Genomic DNA, 17,678 nt, shown 5'->3' on the forward strand with positions numbered 1-17,678 from the left:
TTCGTTATTTCAGCTCATGAATGGTCGCCACCACCAATCGCCCGATGCCAAATAGCATTAAGAGCAAAAGCGAAAACAAGGTGATGTTGTAAATGACATTAGGAAACGCGTTGTCTTCCGGCAGCGTGGGAGATTCAACAACAACCAGGTATTTCAATTTTCTGTATACTTCTATACGTGCTTTTTCTAACGATATTTGAGAAGAGGTGAACGCTTGAAGCGCTAACTCTAGCCCTATTTTCAATTCGGCATATTTAGCAAGGATTTCGCCAACTGAAAGGTCATCGGCGGTGGTACTGTCAGTGCTAGCAATACTTGGAAGCGTATTTCCACCGCGATTCGACAACCTTGAACGCTCTTTTGCAAGCTGTGTTTCTATCGCTTCAATTTCATTTTTTAACGCAACGACAGAAGGTGCCTGATCACTCATTACGGATACCAGTGCATTCAGGGCCGATTGTTTCTCTGCTAACTGTGCTTCCAGCGTGTAAGCGATTTGTTGGATGGCGAGCCCTTCCGCTTCAGGATCAAGCAGCTTATGCTGGTCCTGAAATATCAACAATTGTTGTTTTGCCGCTAACAATTTTTCTTCGACACGGATATGTTCACCCCGAATAAACTTGAGCTGTGACTCCGCCAGATCATGACCAATTTTATTGATGTACCACTCTGCCCTTTGTGTAATAGTCTGGGTGAGGCGCTGTGCATACTCAGGGGAAAAAGCCTGTGCAACAACTGAAATTACGGAAGATTTTTCATCAATCTCGGCAGCAACCCTTTTTCGATACAACTCATACAGATCTTCCTGAGAGTAATCGCTCTCTAAACGGGAAATCATGTCTATATCATCATTTGTAAAATGAGATGCTACATCGAGTTCTGTGACTAAATAGTCCAGCATATCTTTGGAATAAATATAGGCTTTTACCAACTCAGCATCTGAACCGCCTGACACTGACATACCAAAGCCGGATAACAGCGCCATTGAGGCATCCATTGTTGCAAATCCGTCAGGTTGTTGAACAATCAATTGAGCGCGACTTTCATAACGTTCTGATGCAATCACTGTCTGATAAAAGGCAAAAATAAAAGAAGGAAGTAACACAAACCAAAATAAGCTTGTTCTTAGTTGTTTTTTCCCTTTTTCCTTCGCTTTATTTTTTATCTCTGTGAGTTTTGATATTTGCGTAATACTCTCTGTATTCGCATACCCCTTATCCAGTGCCGGATGATGACTTTCAATTATCCGTAACGGTTGTTGGTTTGCCTGTTCACCCTGCAATTTATTGATGCGTTGCCAAATTCTTTTGGATAATTCGGGATCACTTTCTTTGAGAGATTCCGCTTTTTTGGTTAAATACGAGATACTTTTCCATTCTTCCTGACTCACTTGTTTTGAAAGCTGAGCAAACCGTCTTTCTATTTGTTCTTTATCTAACTTTGTTGGGCTATCGCTCATTTTATAATGCCTGATATGCTTTGATTCCGTCCTCTAACAACGGATAGTATTCAAGCGAGCCATCACGGATAACCACAGCGCTGTCACAAAACTCTCGTAACTCCCCCATATTATGGCTCACCATAATCACACTGGCTTTTTGGCTTCGTTCTAACAGTGCTTGTCTCGCTTTTTTCCGAAAGCCAGCATCCCCGACGGAGGTTACTTCATCAATCAAATACACATCGAAATGAATGGCAATTGAGCAGGCAAATGCCAACCTTGGGCGCATACCACTCGAATAGGTTTTAACAGGGAGGTCAAACTTAATATCAAGTTCAGAAAATTCGGCCACTTTTCGTTCATAATCATCCAGATCGAGCACGCCATTAATCCTTCCTATAAATCGGGTATTTTCCCGCCCAGTCATTTCTGGGTGAACACCAGTGGCAAGTGCTACCGGCCAAGAAATATTACATTCCGTGCAAATCCTTCCTTTGTTGGGATATTCACTTTTTGCTAATAATCGAAAGAGTGTTGATTTACCCGCACCATTCTTTCCGAGAATGGCAACATTACTGTGCGTGGGTATATCAAAATTGATACCGTTGAAAATATATTGATCCCCGAGCTCTGAAGGGTAAAACTTGGTGAGATTTTCAAGCCTTATCATCGACTGATAACTTTTTTCCAGCAAATGGTGTAAACCGCCATTGCAATAAATAACAGGGTTATCGTGACAGAAAAGAGATATTGCATACTCACACCTCCATACGCATAAGAAGAATAAGCCGCTCCTCTTGCCAGCTCAATAGCCTGTAGTATTGGGTTCCAACTCAAATAAGGCCAGACTTCTTTTGAGAAATCTTGCAACGAAAAGAAAACGCCAGAAATAAAAAATAAGGGGCGTGTTAGCATCATACGAATACGCGTTATTTCCTTGATGAATTCCTCACATATGGAAAATAGCAATCCAACACTAAACGCAACCACGGATAACAGAAAAAAAATGACTATCAATTCAAGTGGATGATCGATATTGATCTCTATCTGCATGAGATACATCAATAAAAACACCACCACCAACACCACCACTTTCACGATGACTTCGAATAATGCAGCAGCTAAATAAGCACTGATCGGCTGAACTTGCCGAAAAGCAAACAGTGCTTTGCTTTTTTTTAAGCTGGCAGCTGTCTTCTCCATCAAAGAGAGAAACAGTTGGATAAATAACATCCCATAAAACATAAATACAAACGTCGGAATGGTATGAACATCACCACCACTCATTTGGCTACGCAGAAATGAAAGCGCAAATATAAACGAAACAGGATTTATGATTGCCCAACTGAGGCCAAACTTGTCGTTGAATCCAATGCGTATTTCTCGAATGAAAAGCGCAAATATAACGTCTCGCCAGACCTCAAAGGTGTTTCTTTTTAAAACGGTTGCCATTGTGGTCCCGACAAATGATGGAGAGTTATTTCAATGCCACGTTTGCCGCGACAGCAATTTGATAGATGATCTGCGTAATGTCTTTCACTGCCTGCATGGTTTTCTCATCCACCCTTGGCAAAATAAGCACCTGATCACCAGGTTGTAATTCTGCATTACGACCAAATTCGATCATGCCGTTTGCCCGCACGATCAATGGCCGTTTGTAGTTTGCTCGCTCTGTATAGCCACCAGACCACGCCACATAATCAGCTATTTTTGCGTCGGGGTTGTACACCAGTGCCTGTGGCATGATGACTTCACCACCGACCTGAATAAGATCACTTTTCGGTGGGATCATGATGGTATCGCCTTGTTCCAATAAAATATTGGCGACTTTTCCATTCTCCGACACGACCACTTTACCCAGTGGTTCGATTTTTCTTGCCCGCTCGGTAAAGGTCAGAATCATTTCTGCTTCGCGGGCCCGAATCGCGGCTTCACCGTCGGAAGATGCAGGCGCTGTAAACACACTTCTCTCAAGACGTTGCAACGATTGTTCAATCATCTCCTTTTGGCGTAACGCCACACTCTTCCGGAGAATATAAACAGATTGGTAGTTAGCAAGATCCTTCTCTACTTCTATTTCAGCTAATAACGCGTGCAAGCGGGTACTTTTATTGACGGCGTAATAAGAGGGCCCCAGATAACTGCCTGCCACTTGAATATCAAGGATTTGCGCTCTGAGATCGTCATTAAAGATCAACGTATCTCCATCCTGAACCACAAATGTCGAAAAGGCCCTTTTGGTGAGGTATATCGAGAATGGCCCACCTTTTCTCGTTCCCATCACACCAACATGGCTCACTTTTGGATACGGTTTTGACAGAGAAATCAGTGTTGATCCGGTTACCTGTGGCTTCTCAAGTTCAAACCTAAATGGATTTTTCACAATGCCGGATACCGACACGGTAGGCCGTTGTGGGTCGACAAAAATCACATCGCCATCTTTGAAGTTAGCTCTGACCAACTTGCCTTCACGCATAAAATCATACAGATCGGTTCGCGAAATTGTCCTTCCGTTTCGAATGATCCGAATACTGCGATAGCTCCCTCGCTCTGAATCAATGCCCCCTGCCCGTTTTAGAAAATAAAGCAGGCTGTCTGAAGCGATGCCGGCATATTGTCCAGGACGAATCACCGCCCCAGAGACAAACACACTCACCGGTGTCGCTGTCAGCAAGTTGACATAAATACTCACATTTTTTTTATAAATCGTGCGTATTTTTTCTGTCACAACATCATTGATGCTGCTCGCAGGTGTACCTATCACTTTTATCGGGCCAATATCTGGCAGAAAGATATTGCCTTGATTATCGACAGTAACGACTTCTGACAGGTTAACCACCCCCCACAACCAGATAGAGAGTTTGTCACCCGCAGCAATCAGATAATCATCATTTAAACCATCAAAACGTTCCGTCTCATACCCTCCTGCAAACAAATTTGCACCATAAGGCGGGGGCAATTCTTCTCCTGACGTGGGCAACAGAAGCTTAACTGGGGTTTCACCCGGCAGCATTAAGCCAGCTCGGCTTTGGTTTTGAAACTGCGCCGTTGGCACGGCGTTTTGTGTGGTTTCCGCCGATTGAAGAGAAAGTGCGGCTTGATGTTGCCTATCCTCGGCGGTTGAATTTGCTATAGCGCTGCACGAAAACGACGTAATAATAAACAGCAGGTTGATACGAATACGCGTTGTTTTCATTGTTGTTGCGCCCTCTGTACGTCGTTGTCATCACCCATTATCTCTTTCATTTAGGCCGTTTATCTGGTTGTTCCCGATGTTGTAGATACCACGGGTAGCAATACCCAGTTTCCTTCTATCTTGCAGGCGGTGTACAAAGGACGCTCGTTTTGCCCCATAGCAGAGAGCTTCACACATGAGTAACCCAGCGCTGAAAAGTAGGAAACGCCTGCTTCCACTTTTTGACCGTTCCCCAAAAAAACAATGGCGTTTTGTTGATCTTCAATCAAAGCAGCATTCGCACGTGAGAGCCGCGGGTTCGGCAAAGAGTCTGGTGATGCAGATAAAGATAATAAAGGGAGCGTAGATGAAACCTCCGGAGGCGTTTGAGCACATGCCACCATAGATAGGGTTAACATTATCGTGCCTGCCTGCCTAGCTCTTTGATATGTTGTCATTATTGGTCATCATCGTCGTCAGGATCATACCCAAGCCCAGTCAACCTGAAGATGTTTAGGTATCTGTCATTTCATTGAACACGCTACCGCCCTTAGGTATCGCCCCTACTATTCGCATTTATTCGCGTCCAATTGGATTTCCGCTCAGTTTTTTACCTGAAACCTTAACACTTTTATATATACACCATTCCAAGTTAACACTAACTTTCTTAAAGAACATATATAATTACTGAGACAAAACCTGATATGAATCAAAAATGAAATACATGAACAATATAGTAAGCACCACCTTCAACCATGTTAATCAGAATCCCAAAACACAACCCAAAGACACCTCATCAAACAGGCATTTGAAAACATAAAATTATACACACAAAAAGAAAAAAGCCTGCCAAAACCAGAAATTTCACAACATATTGAATTTCAAAAACCACACGTAAAAAACAGAAAAACATTAATACAAACTTTGCCTCACCTGTTTCTTTATCAAGTTACCACCACATAAACAAAACAAATAAAACCCTTAAATATCATGAAGTTAAAAAATTAAAGTGTACGCTATGTGAGTTATCAGCCAAAAATCAAGAAAGTGATTCAGCGTCATTTTTTATACTTGTAACCACTCATAGTTAAGGTGAACCACATTCAAGACACGACCATAAAAATAAAATCGACAGACAATAAATCAAAAAAATAGAATCAATATCACAACAATAAAAACATGTTAAATGCAAACCTCGAAACTTGCTTGATTTAATTGTTAAAAATCAATTTATGACAATTCTATCGATTTATCGCTTGTGAACAACAGTATTAAATTCAATACTTTTTGTGTTTTTCCATGCTTTCTATTTTTATGCTTACTTCGTTTACTTTATTATAAATCATGTATGGCATGTTAATGTCAGGTAGGCACCCTACTCTTTCATCTCTATCTCTTTATGAATACGGAGCTTTTCATGAAAAAAACAGCAATTGTGGCCTTGGCAACACTGTTGATAACAGCCCCCGTTATAGCAGCGGAAACAGCGCCGGCTGCAGCAGCGGGGGGGTCTGCAGGAGGAGCGACAGCATCTGCCGCAGCAGTCGGTGGTGTCGCAGCAAGTACCGCAGCAGTAGGCCTTGCGGCTCTTAGTGCCGTGGTTATTGCGGTTGATGCGAATGATAGCGACACCGGAACGACAACGTCTGTTACCACTCAGAATTAATTTACAAAACCGAACAGCAAACGCTGTTCGGTTTTTTCTTTATTTTGAAGCTCTGCGTGTAAACGACAGCGACAATACAAGTTTTTTCGTGCCCCGGCGGAGAGTTCGCTTTTAGTCCCAAAACGTAGCAAGGATGTCTTAAGTGATGGGTGATGTTGTAACACGATGAAAAACTTAATTAAAATTCTAAGCGTTACGTCATTTCTCTGCATCGTCTTATCCCTCACTGGGTGCAGTCAGAAATTTGAAGCTGTGCGGGATACCATTTCTCTCGCTTTTTGGGGTAATGAAGACATTGTGTTACCCGCCGATAAAGTCGATAACCTTCCCTATGCCAGTCTTTACGCGAAAACAGCGCAAGGTAGCCAAGCATTTTTAGTGTTGGGATATGCAATACCCAGCACCTCAAACAGTGCACCAGATCCCCGTAACGTAACGTTAAAATGGCTTTCAGCAACCAACGAGATGATTGTGACAGAGCACGGGCGGATCATAAAAACCGTTAACTTGAATGGGAGTAACTTGCTTGCGAGTTATTCGTATCAGGCAGATCCGCTGGCACTTGGGTTATTAAACGATGAAACCAACACAACATGGACACGGGCGATAGACTGGCAACCCGGCAATCACAGCGGGTTTATTGTTGAATCGCGATTTGAGCGCCAGGGCATGCGTACGCTCATCGTCAATGGGAAATCTGTCCATGCATTGCACTTCTTAGAGTATGTCTATATGCCAGAACTCGACATGTCGTTTACCAATGCGTTTTGGCTACACCCAGAAACAGGAAATGTCATCGCCAGCGTTCAGACGCCAGCGCCGGGCATGCCCAGCATTGCACTGACAATATTGAAACCCTATTCAGGAACAACGCCACAATGATAAAAAAGTTGTGCATATCACGTTTATCATTTCCTTTCTTCTGTAGACGTAGCATTGTACTGTTCTGCTTTGTGCTAACTCCACACGCTGCAATTGCCACTGAAGAGACGGCTGTCACAGTGACGTCATCTGTCGACGCCGACAAACACTTTTCACTCTCTTTTAATAACGCACCACGGATCTCGCAGTTGGTCTCCGAGGGCGCCTCGGTTATTAGAGCGCATATTAGTGAAACAAAAGCCCATTCAACCGATAGCATTTATTGGACCGGGGCTGGGCTTTTCTCTGATGACGAAGATACCAGTCTCAATGCATCATCCTCTTCTGTTATCAACAAGCTCAATAAGCTCGCCGATCTCTGGTACAGCGACAGTAAAAAGCGTGATGCCGTGTTATCACTGCGTGATTTCATTGCCGCGTCAACATTCAAGCCCCGCCTTACTGTGACACTTGATGAAGATGTCTATCTTGCTGGAACCCAACAGAATCCGTTAATGAAAGGCCGGTTTTATTTTCAACTGCCGTCTCGCCCAACCCACATTTGGATGACAGGAGCCGTCGCGAAGACGCAGAAAATACCTTTTTCTGCCCCCTTTTTTGCGAGTGATTATCTAAACAACACAACCACACTGAATACCTTTGGTATCAGCAACGTCAGCGTCATCCAGCCTAACGGTGAGCTGGAAACACATCACGTCTCTTATTGGAATCATCAACCTGCGGGGTTAGCGCCGGGCGCGATCATCTTTGTGCCTTTCCAGCATTTACCGACAGATCTCGATGTTCTTAACCAAGAAATTCCTCGTCTTCTCCAACATCGGGTTATGTAGTATGCGTTTTATCATTGTGACATGGTCGTCGTTATCACTTGCCGTCATTTATGCATTGCCAGCCTTGGCAACACCGCTTGATTCCGCAACATTTGTCCCTACCCAGAGTGACTTTGGCGGCGTGGGACTGATGCAAATGCCCACTAGCAGAATGGCACCCGAAGGTGAGTTTTCTCTCGGCGTGACCGTCAATGATGACTACCGCCACTACCATACTTCTTTGCAACTCATGCCCTGGCTGGAAACAACAATACGCTATACCCAGGTTCCCGATTTACTTTACAGTAATGATCCCAATTTCAGTGGTGACACCGAGTACACGGATAAAGGTATCGATGTAAAAGTACGCTTATGGGAAGAAAGTTATTGGTTACCTGAAACATCTATCGGTATCCGTGATCTTGGGGGAACTGGGCTGTTTGATGGTGAGTATATTGCGGCCAGTAAACACATGGGGCCCCTTGATTTCACACTCGGCGTCGGCTGGGGATATATCGGTAACCGGGGCAACGTATATGGCAACAAGGAAAATAGCAGGGATTGCGGCAGGGATACGTCTTACCAAGAAACAGGTGGCAGTATCGACTATGGTCGATGGTTCACAGGATGCCTCTCTCTCTTTGGCGGCATCGAATACCAGACGCCCTGGCAACCTTTAACCCTGAAACTTGAATACGAAGGTAATGATTATCAAAGCGATGTTATCGTTGTTCGATCTGACAGACAAATACAGCAAGACTCTCCGTTCAATATCGGTGCCGTTTACCATTTCGGCAATTGGGGAGATCTAAGGGCAAGCTTCGAACGGGGGAATACGTGGACACTGGGTTTTACGCTTAAAACCAACTTCAACACCTTAGTTCAACGTTGGGAAGATACGCCAACGCCGCGTTATGCCAATGCCGCGCAAATACCCACAGAGGACATAGATTGGAAACGTGTTGCTGACGATCTCGACACTATCGCCGGCTACAAAAACACCCAAATTTACACGGATGATACGTCTGTCACTGTCGTCGGTAACCAAGCAAAATATCGAAACCGCACCATCGCCCATGAAAAAGCCGCCATGATATTAGCTAATACGGGAACAAGGGCTGCTACCTACCATTTACAGGAGGTACAAGCACATCAAGCTGTGGTTCAACACGATATTGATGCAGCACATTATCGTGCGGTTGCCAATCAAGAATACCTGGGAGCAAGCGTGGGAGATGCGCTCACGCGTGTAAACCCTGCATCTGCCCGTGGTTTACTGCAAGTAGATAACAGTAAACGCTGGTCGGTAAGCGTAAACCCTTCCCTGCAGCAATCTCTGGGTGGCTCTGAAGGCTTTTATATGTTTAATGTCGGTCTTGCCGCCGGTGCACGTTACTGGCTCACCAATAACCTTGAAATCGGAGGCAGTGTTTACGTGAATGTCGCCGATAGCTATGACAAGTTTAACTATGACGTGCCTCCCGATGGCACGGATTTAAAACGGGTCCGTACGCTGGTTCGCCAGTATATTTCGGATAATCCTGTACGCATCAGCAACCTCCAGCTGACCGCTTTTGATAAGCTGGGGGATAACTTCTATGTTCAGGCTTACGGTGGCTATCTGGAAACCATGTTTGCTGGTGCAGGGGGGGAAGTATTGTATCGTCCCCTTAACAGCAATTGGGCGTTTGGTCTGGACATCAATTATGTTGCTCAGCGCGATCCGGATTCTGAGTTTGGTATTTTCACTAAAGAAGTACATGATGACCCAGTGACAAATCGCCGCTATCGTGTACAAACTGGCACGCCAACCGGCCATTTTACAACCTATTACCGCCCTGAATGGACAGGTTTTGATGACTTACTGATCAAGGCAAGTGTGGGTCAGTACTTGGCTGAAGACAAAGGCGTAACACTGGATATTTCCAAGCAATTTGACAGCGGTGTGATTGCTGGTGCCTATATTGCGAAAACCAATCTTTCTGCAAAACAGTTTGGCGAGGGGAGTTTTAACAAAGGCTTTTACCTGTCCATTCCGTTTGACATTTTTACGGTGAAACCCAGTGCGAGCCGAGCCTTTATTAACTGGACACCGCTTTCACGTGATGGCGGACAGATGCTGGGAAGAAAGTACAACCTTTATCAAATGACAGATGCGAGATATCCTCGTTCTGAATTCACTCTCCAATGAAATGAGACTGTCTTTTTCTTTATCTATACGCAGTTATGGTAGCCTGTAACGGTTAAATGACACCCGATACGTCACCAATAGAAATTTTTAACGTTTTTGGGTTGTATCTTTACGTGAAATGACTATTATGGCGCCGTTTTGGGGAGTAGTCACTTTGTCGCGCTGTCGTCATCCCGTAGCAATTTATTGCTTCCGGCACGCGAGAACATCGATTCCAGATGTTTTGACAAGACCAACGCACACATTGGCATTAACTTTCGTTGATAGCAGTGCGGCTGGTCAGGTGCTCTCTCACTCCTGTGACCTCCGCATGCTGGAGGTATCATGTTTCTAAGTGATCTCTTTTCAGGTTACGACGGCCTGCTTGTTCTTACACTCCTGATGTTAGGGATAGACTTATTGCTGACCCGTGGAAAAATCAGTTTCCGCAGTGCGGCAATATGGAGTGTGTTCTGGTTTGCCCTGGCATTTATATTTGCTGGTGCCATCTATTTGTTCTGGTCCCAGATGTCACCAACCAGTGCTCTAAACAGCGTTGAAGCGGCAACCTCTTTTGTGACCGGTTACTTGCTCGAAAAATCGTTGAGCGTTGATAACTTGTTTGTGTTTGCCTTGATCTTTGCCCAGTTCAAAGTGCCGGAAAGTCATGTACCCCGCGTACTGATGCTGGGTATCGTCGGTGCACTGGTGCTACGCGCCATTATGATTTCGCTGGGTGCGCCATTGATTGCCCAGTTCCACGTCATTCTGTACCTGTTCGGTTTCTTCCTAATCTGGACTGGAATACAAATGTGGCGTCAGCATGGCGAAGAAGAAGATGAATCTTTCTCTGACAGTGTTGCAGTAAGATTGGTTAAACGCTTCTTGCGTGTCAGCCCAGATTACCATGGTAACAAGCTGTTCATCCGTGATGCAGCCGGTCTCCTTGCCACCCCAATGCTGGTGGTGGTGATGGTGATTGCGATGACAGACGTCATGTTCGCACTGGATTCAATCCCTGCGATTTTCGCCGTGACCCAAGAACCATACCTGGTGCTGGCGGCAAACGTCTTTGCATTGCTGGGTCTACGCTCCCTGTACTTTGTGTTGGGAGGTATGCTGAGCAAGTTTGCTTATCTGCACCACACGCTGGCCTTCATGTTGTGCTTTATCGGTGTGAAAATGCTGCTGATTGACACACCGTTTGCAATTTCAACGCCAGTCTCTCTGGGTGTGATTGTCACCTCGTTGGCACTGGGTATCGGTGCGTCTATTTGGAAGCAGCGCCAGATAGAAAAACTGTCTCATTAATTCTGCAAGGCACCGCGAGGTGCCTTTTCTATTTTGGTGGCATCCTCCAGCGTGTACCCACTGAACAAGGGTGTTCTATTTATTTGTATACAAGCTCAAAGGTGAGAGAGACAATCAATGCTTGTCAGTATCGGAAGTGTCATACTACACACCTAGATCACCTTAACTTGCTGGAGAGGCATTCATGATCCCGCGTCGGCATTCAACCTTTTTTGTGCCCCTTTTATTCATCCTGTCTTTATTCTCTGCTCCTACACTCGCTGAAAGTGAAACGGCACCTGCCGTGAATGCCACGGAGGTGCAATGGAAAGAGCAAGTCGAAACCCTGAACAAAGAACTGACTGATTTGGTTGCCCTACAAAGCAAAACAAGCGGCGAAGACAAACTCGCACTTCAACTTCAGATGTTCCAGAAAAATGAACAACTACGTAGCCTCATTGCCAATGGCGTGAAAAACGACAGTTTCGATAAAGCATATCTGAACAAACAGATAGAAAAACAACAAAAGTATGCTGAGCAAGGTGTCAAATACCTGAGCGAGCGCGCCAGCAAGCTTTCCCAATCTCTCAGTGATGCCAAAAGTGAGGACAAATTTTCGATTCTATCTGACTTCGAAGAAGCCCGGACCTACCTCGACAATATGTACGAGGAACAATCCCAAAACATTGCCTGGATGAAAACCCTTGGCACATTGGAAGAAAGAACCGAAGACACCTTCAAGCAGGAAGTGAACCGGCGTACTGAGCAAATCGCAGCCAATGTTGAATACCTTCGCCAACAACTCAATGCCGATGAGGCGCAGCTAAAAGTCGCACCTGAATCTGAGAAAGCCACCATCCAGTTAAGGCAACTGATCACCCAGCGACGTATGTCCATCACCACCAACAGCCTGTCAGTGATGATTGAACTCGCTGACAAAGCCGGACTGGAAACGGCCGAATACAAGCGAATGTATTTCGAGGCGACCGGCAGTGTGACACAAGATCTGCTGAGTGGCGAAGTGCTCCTGTCTATTGTGAAAACCTGGTCGGGTAAGCTCTGGGATTGGCTTGTCGAGAATGCGCCCCAACACATCTTCCAGTTAATTGTCTTTTTGGTCATCCTGCTTATTGCTGGACAGATCGCCAATCTGACCCGTAAAGTCGTCAAGCGCGCAGTGGCATCGAAAAACCTGAAGTTCTCACAACTCATGCAGGACTTCTTTATTTCCATGTCAGGCAAGGCCGTGTGGTTTATCGGTATTCTTATCGCCCTCTCACAGATTGGTCTTAACCTCACACCTATTCTGACCGGCTTCGGTATCGCCGGTGTTATCGTCGGTTTTGCACTGCAAGACACCCTGTCAAACTTCGCTGCGGGTATGATGCTGCTTATCTATCGTCCGTTCGATGTCGGCGATTTCGTCGCAGCTGGCGGCGTAGAAGGTAAAGTCAGCCATATGAGTCTGGTAAACACCACCATCAAAACCTTCGACAACCAAATCATCATTGTGCCGAACAGCAAAATTTGGGGCGATGTGATCAAAAATGTCACCCATGAGCGTGTGCGACGTGTCGATATGGTATTCGGAGTCAGTTATAGCGATGACGTGCAATATGTAGAAAAAGTGCTGACGGACATTGTCACTGCGCACCCTGCGGTCCTGCGTTCACCGGAACCTACAATTAAACTGCACGTGCTGAACAGTTCATCCGTTGATTTTATTGTTCGCCCCTGGGTGAAAACCGACGATTACTGGGACGTTTATTGGGATGTAACAAGAGAAGTGAAAATCCGCTTCGATAAAGAAGGCATTTCTATTCCTTTCCCACAACAGGATGTCCATCTCCACATGGCATCGGGTGAGTTGCCGTCATCTACAGATACAGACAAAAACGCATAACACAAAGCGCCTCCCTGTGAGGCGCTATTTAGTCCGGTTATCCAAAAGCCTGTTGACACCACAATGGCAAGTCCGAATAGGTTTCTTTTTTTATTTCAGCGGTATCACCTTTTTATTTACGACTTAGAGATCGACTACCGGAAAAAGAAAGAACTCAGGCCCAACGTCAAATAAATTAGGTAGATGTTGATTTATTTTGGTCAAAAATAAGCATTTATCCGTAATATGCTACGTGACGACCAAAAAATTTGCTAAAATAGCCTTAAATTAAAACTATCAATATGAACGGATATTCATGTCAGAAACCATGCCCAAAAACCGCATTGAATGGTTGATTTTCTTTCGTCGCGCAAAAACTGCCGATACGTTGGATTTAATGTTAGACGGTGCGTTAAAAAAACTCTCAACGCCTGCCGAACAAGCCGATGCGATTCTCGGCCACGAAGCCAGATTGGACGAACTCGAGGGGGTTCGCAAAACCATTTGACAGAAAAAGGCACCAGATTTTATCTAATGCCTTGTTGTGTATGTGTAGTTATGCCGACTGATTAAAATCGCCTGGTTCAACTGGCGCTATAGGCGTAACAGGTACAGATTCAGCGTCATCAGGCTCAAGCACTTCTTCAGCTTTCTTCTCAGCTTCATTCAACAGTTCACTGCCCTTCTCTTTGCCTTTTTTCCAAAGCTCAGATCCCTTTTCTTTTGCGCTGTCCCAAAGGTCACCGCTCCCTTCTTCCACATCGCTCAGTAAGTCCTTGCTTTTCTCTTTTGTTGCGCCCCAGGCATTTTTCCCAGCCTCTTTCGCGGCATCCCAGGCTTCTGCGGCAGATTCTTTCGCCTTGCTCCACTTGTCTTCGTCAGCATGTGCCGTGAAGGGGAAGACAAGTATCAGAGCCAATACTAAAGGCTTCAACCTATTCATTCTGCTCTCCCTTTATCTCCTATCGAGTGCTGTTATCGCTACCATTAGAGACGCATAACAGACCCCACATGTCACTTTAACAGCAGTATAAAACACCGTTCAAAATTTTAATCAAGAAAAACCGCCTGATAAAGTACTAAGGCGGTTAAGGTTTGACAAGGAGAGTATCAACGCAAAAACAGCGGAGTTTAGATCGTCAGGCTTTGCTGGACAGAACGTTTCCGCTTCCGGTTAACCATCACCACGATCAACCAGAATGTCTGTTTTTCGTTTCTTATTGCCTATACCTGCTTTTCCAAGCAATGTGCGAATCAATGGCAATACCAGCACAAAGAGCGAAATACACATAATGCTCAGCGTCAATGGACGTTCCCAGAGGAAGCTCAGGCTGCCATCAGAAATAATCAACGAACGGCTAAGGTTGTTTTCCATAATGCCGCCGAGAATAAAGCCAAGCAGCATAGGCGCCATCGGGAAATCCAACAATTTCAGCAATATCGCCACGACCGTGATGATCACCATCATGTTGATATCGAAAGTGTTGAAGCTGACCAGATACACACCCGTGATAGAGAAAAACAGAATCAGTGGGATCAGGATCGGACGCGGAATCACCAACAAGCGTGAGATATAGGGGATCAACGGCAAGTTCAGGATCAGCAATACAATGTTGCCAAAATACATTGAGATGATCACTGACCAGAACACGTCCGGGTTATCAACGAACAGGCGTGGGCCCGGTTGAATGCCATAGGCAATTAGCGCGCCGAGCATGATTGCGGTGGTACCAGAACCCGGAATACCTAAGGTCAGCAATGGCACAAATGAACCTGTCGACGCGGCGTTATTTGCCGATTCCGGCGCAGCAAGACCACGCAGTGCACCGAATCCAAACTTTTCTTTCAGGCGCGCTGGTGCAAGGTTACGCTCCAGCCCGTAAGAGAGAAAGGATGCGATGGTGGCACCTGCCCCCGGTAAAACACCGACAATAAAACCAAACACGGAAGAGCGTGCTATCGTCGGTGCGACTTCTTTCACTTCTTCTTTCGTCAGTTTCATGCTACCGAGCGCTGCCATATCCATATCAGGCTCTTTTTCCCGGTGCTGCCCTTTAAGCACTGTCATGACCACTTCTGCCAGCGCGAATGTTGCCATGGCCAACAGCAGGAAGCTGATACCGTCAATCAGGTCGATATTGCCAAAGGTAAAGCGCGGTGCACCTGTGATCACGTCTGTACCGATAGTCGCAATCATCAAACCAAAAACCGTCATTGCCATGGCTTTCAGTACCTGACCTTTACCGGCAAATGCCGCGACAGCCGTCAGGCCAAGAATCATCAAGGCAAAATAATCGGATGACTGGAAACTCAACGACACTTTCGCCAGAGCCGGAGCCGCAAACAACAAGATGATCGCACCAATCGTCCCACCGGTGAATGACGAATACGCCGCCAATGCCAGCGCTTTACCCGCCTGACGTTGCTGCGCCATCGGATAGCCATCAAATGCCGTGACAACGGTACTCGCACAACCCGGCGCGTTGATCAGGATAGACGATGTCGAGCCGCCAAAAACGGCGCCATAATAAACACCGGCCATCAAAATAATGCCGGAGGCAGGATCCAGGCCGTAAGTGATCGGGATCATCAGTGCGACAGCGGAAATAGGTCCCAGACCCGGCAACATGCCAATAAAAGTGCCAGCAAAACAGCCGACGACCACCATCATGATATTAAACGGTGTCGTCGCCGTGGTTAGCCCTGTTGTTATACCTTCCCACATAGCCTTAACCTCCGAACAACTGGGTAAATGCGCGGCCCGGTGCAAGGTAGATATCCAGCAACTTGGCAAGGATAAACCAAATACCGACGGCAAACGGCACAGAAGCAATAAAGAGTGTTTTCGGGCGACGCTCACCCAAAATCCAATAGCCCACTACCAAAAAGAAGATGGTCGACAGCAGGAAGCCAAACCATTCCAGCGCAAATGCGAATGCAGTAATTAACACCAGCAGCTTTGCCACCAGCATAAAATCCAGCCCAGCCAAGTTGAGCTTACTGGCCGCATCACGGCGAGCCGTCACCAGCATCAACACTCCTAATACGCTTCCCATGTATGACAACGCAATGGGTAATGTTTGGGCATGGAAAGGTTCATATTCGTCACCGGGTAACATAGGGATATGGCGGGCGTAATAACCATATGCCACTGAAAGACATAAAAAAATGAGACCACCAATATGGTCTTTAGTGACAACCATGTGACACTCCTTGAACAGCAAACGCGGGCGGCACGTTCCACCCTGAAAAGCAAAGAAAGCCTGATTTTCTGGCCGTTAATAAAATACGTAGGGAAACGAAAACAGGGCCCGGTAAACCGAGCCCTTATTGCGTCAGGATTAACGCAGGAAGCCCAGCTCTTTCATGAGTGCGCCCACTTCTTTCTCTTGTCCTTCAAGGAAAGAGACGAATTCAGCACGTGGCTTATAGATTTCAATCCAACCATTGCGGTCACGGACTTCTGCCCAGGCTTCAGTGGCGTACATTTTCTCTAACACCGCAGCAAACTCGTTAGCCTGCTCATCAGACAAACCTGGTGCACCAAAGAATCCACGCCAGTTTGTAAACTCTGCGTCATAGCCCAGCTCTTTCAGCGTTGGGACATCTGCCGCGGCTGGAGAACGCTCAGGGCCTGTCATCGCAAGAATGCGGACTTCACCGGCGTCTTTCAGGGCAAGCGCTTCAGAGAAGCCGGTAGAAAGTAATTGTGCTTCACCAGACAGGATGCCAGCCATGGCTTTACCACCTGCGTCGTAAGCCACGTATTTCAGCTTCTTAGGATCACCACCTGCGGCTTTGAAAGCCTGTGCTGCAACCAAGTGATCCATGCTGCCTCGGGCAGAACCACCAGCAATGGCGACCGAACGGGGATTCGCCTTGTAATCAGCAACGACATCCTGAAATGACTGGTACTTCGATGCTGTCGGTACAACAAATGCCGCATAATCACCAATGGTGGCTGCAATGGGTGTCAGGTCACGGAAGGATTGAGGGAAAACTTTAGAAAGAGAACGGATAACGATAGGTGTCGAGTTAACCATCAAGGTGTTGTCAGCCTGCTCGGCAGTCTCAATCAAGTGAGCAATCGCTTTGCCGCCACCACCACCGGACATGTTTTCGTAAGAAACGGTGTCAACCAAACCCGCTTTAGACAATGCTTCACCCGTACCGCGTGCGGTGCCATCCCAGCCACCACCAGCCCCCCCCGGGATCAGGAAGTGAACTTCATCGACGGCTGCATTTGCCATGCCTGCACTAAGTGCAGAAGTGAGCGCCAATGCTGCAACGATTGAACGTTTTTTGGCGAACATTTTTGAAATCATAGGTTTTTCCTCGTTTGGTTCCGTCCTTTGGACGAGAT

The 17,678-nt window shown here is 46.1% G+C and carries 16 protein-coding genes; 7 read left to right on the forward strand and 9 right to left on the reverse strand.

Going from position 1 to position 17,678, the window contains the following annotated elements; genetic code table 11:
• Window positions 1–4: 4 nt before the first annotated feature.
• From VHA_RS14580 to VHA_RS18915, 5 genes are read right to left on the reverse strand one after another with little or no spacing between them, the layout of a single operon-like run.
• Complete coding sequence (locus VHA_RS14580; protein WP_005505602.1) at window positions 5–1,459, reverse strand: KpsE/RkpR family capsule polysaccharide export protein; 1,455 nt, start codon at window positions 1,457–1,459, stop codon at window positions 5–7.
• A 1-nt stretch (window position 1,460) separates the two neighbouring features.
• The gene (locus VHA_RS14585; RefSeq protein WP_005505604.1) at window positions 1,461–2,111 is read right to left on the reverse strand and encodes an ABC transporter ATP-binding protein; all 651 of its coding nucleotides are present in this window, start codon (window positions 2,109–2,111) and stop codon (window positions 1,461–1,463) included.
• Window positions 2,108–2,893 carry an ABC transporter permease gene (locus tag VHA_RS14590; protein WP_005505606.1) on the reverse strand — a complete coding sequence of 262 codons (786 nt, stop codon included), beginning with the start codon at window positions 2,891–2,893 and terminating at the stop codon, window positions 2,108–2,110. The genes VHA_RS14585 and VHA_RS14590 overlap by 4 nt, the downstream gene beginning before the upstream one ends.
• Window positions 2,894–2,918: 25 nt before the next feature.
• A complete protein-coding gene (locus VHA_RS14595; RefSeq protein WP_081456041.1) occupies window positions 2,919–4,637 on the reverse strand; it encodes a polysaccharide biosynthesis/export family protein in 1,719 nt (572 codons plus the stop codon).
• Window positions 4,638–4,696: 59 nt separating this feature from the next.
• A complete protein-coding gene (locus VHA_RS18915; RefSeq protein WP_123912590.1) occupies window positions 4,697–5,035 on the reverse strand; it encodes a hypothetical protein in 339 nt (112 codons plus the stop codon).
• Window positions 5,036–6,033: 998 nt separating this feature from the next.
• On the opposite strand from VHA_RS18915, the gene VHA_RS14600 reads away from it, so the two are divergent.
• From VHA_RS14600 to VHA_RS14630, 7 genes are all read left to right on the forward strand, one after another.
• Window positions 6,034–6,282 (forward strand): hypothetical protein, encoded by a 249-nt coding sequence (locus VHA_RS14600; protein ID WP_005505610.1) that lies wholly within the window; start codon window positions 6,034–6,036, stop codon window positions 6,280–6,282.
• Window positions 6,283–6,447: 165 nt separating this feature from the next.
• Window positions 6,448–7,164 (forward strand): YjbF family lipoprotein, encoded by a 717-nt coding sequence (locus tag VHA_RS14605; protein ID WP_005505611.1) that lies wholly within the window; start codon window positions 6,448–6,450, stop codon window positions 7,162–7,164.
• A 71-nt stretch (window positions 7,165–7,235) separates the two neighbouring features.
• Complete coding sequence (locus tag VHA_RS14610) at window positions 7,236–7,994, forward strand: capsule biosynthesis GfcC family protein (protein WP_162021950.1); 759 nt, start codon at window positions 7,236–7,238, stop codon at window positions 7,992–7,994.
• Between the two features lies 1 nt (window position 7,995).
• Complete coding sequence (locus VHA_RS14615) at window positions 7,996–10,164, forward strand: YjbH domain-containing protein (RefSeq protein WP_005505613.1); 2,169 nt, start codon at window positions 7,996–7,998, stop codon at window positions 10,162–10,164.
• 324 nt (window positions 10,165–10,488) lie between these two features.
• Entirely contained in the window at window positions 10,489–11,454 is a 966-nt protein-coding gene (locus tag VHA_RS14620) for a TerC/Alx family metal homeostasis membrane protein (protein WP_040529058.1), read from the forward strand.
• 184 nt (window positions 11,455–11,638) lie between these two features.
• Complete coding sequence (locus tag VHA_RS14625; protein WP_040529060.1) at window positions 11,639–13,336, forward strand: mechanosensitive ion channel family protein; 1,698 nt, start codon at window positions 11,639–11,641, stop codon at window positions 13,334–13,336.
• 295 nt (window positions 13,337–13,631) lie between these two features.
• The gene (locus VHA_RS14630) at window positions 13,632–13,823 is read left to right on the forward strand and encodes a hypothetical protein (RefSeq protein ID WP_005505619.1); all 192 of its coding nucleotides are present in this window, start codon (window positions 13,632–13,634) and stop codon (window positions 13,821–13,823) included.
• 48 nt (window positions 13,824–13,871) lie between these two features.
• Here the strand turns inward: VHA_RS14630 and VHA_RS14635 are convergent, their stop codons facing one another.
• From VHA_RS14635 to VHA_RS14650, 4 genes are all read right to left on the reverse strand, one after another.
• On the reverse strand, window positions 13,872–14,258 hold the full coding sequence (locus VHA_RS14635) for a hypothetical protein (protein ID WP_005505621.1): 387 nt from the start codon (window positions 14,256–14,258) through the stop codon (window positions 13,872–13,874).
• Window positions 14,259–14,489: 231 nt separating this feature from the next.
• Complete coding sequence (locus VHA_RS14640; RefSeq protein ID WP_005505622.1) at window positions 14,490–16,040, reverse strand: tripartite tricarboxylate transporter permease; 1,551 nt, start codon at window positions 16,038–16,040, stop codon at window positions 14,490–14,492.
• 4 nt (window positions 16,041–16,044) lie between these two features.
• Complete coding sequence (locus VHA_RS14645) at window positions 16,045–16,518, reverse strand: tripartite tricarboxylate transporter TctB family protein (RefSeq protein WP_005505624.1); 474 nt, start codon at window positions 16,516–16,518, stop codon at window positions 16,045–16,047.
• Between the two features lie 138 nt (window positions 16,519–16,656).
• Window positions 16,657–17,640, reverse strand: a complete 984-nt coding sequence (locus tag VHA_RS14650) for a tripartite tricarboxylate transporter substrate binding protein (protein WP_005505626.1) — start codon at window positions 17,638–17,640, stop codon at window positions 16,657–16,659.
• Between the last annotated feature and the right edge of the window lie 38 nt (window positions 17,641–17,678).

It is taken from the genome of Grimontia hollisae CIP 101886, from assembly GCF_000176515.1.
Lineage (GTDB): Bacteria > Pseudomonadota > Gammaproteobacteria > Enterobacterales > Vibrionaceae > Enterovibrio > Enterovibrio hollisae.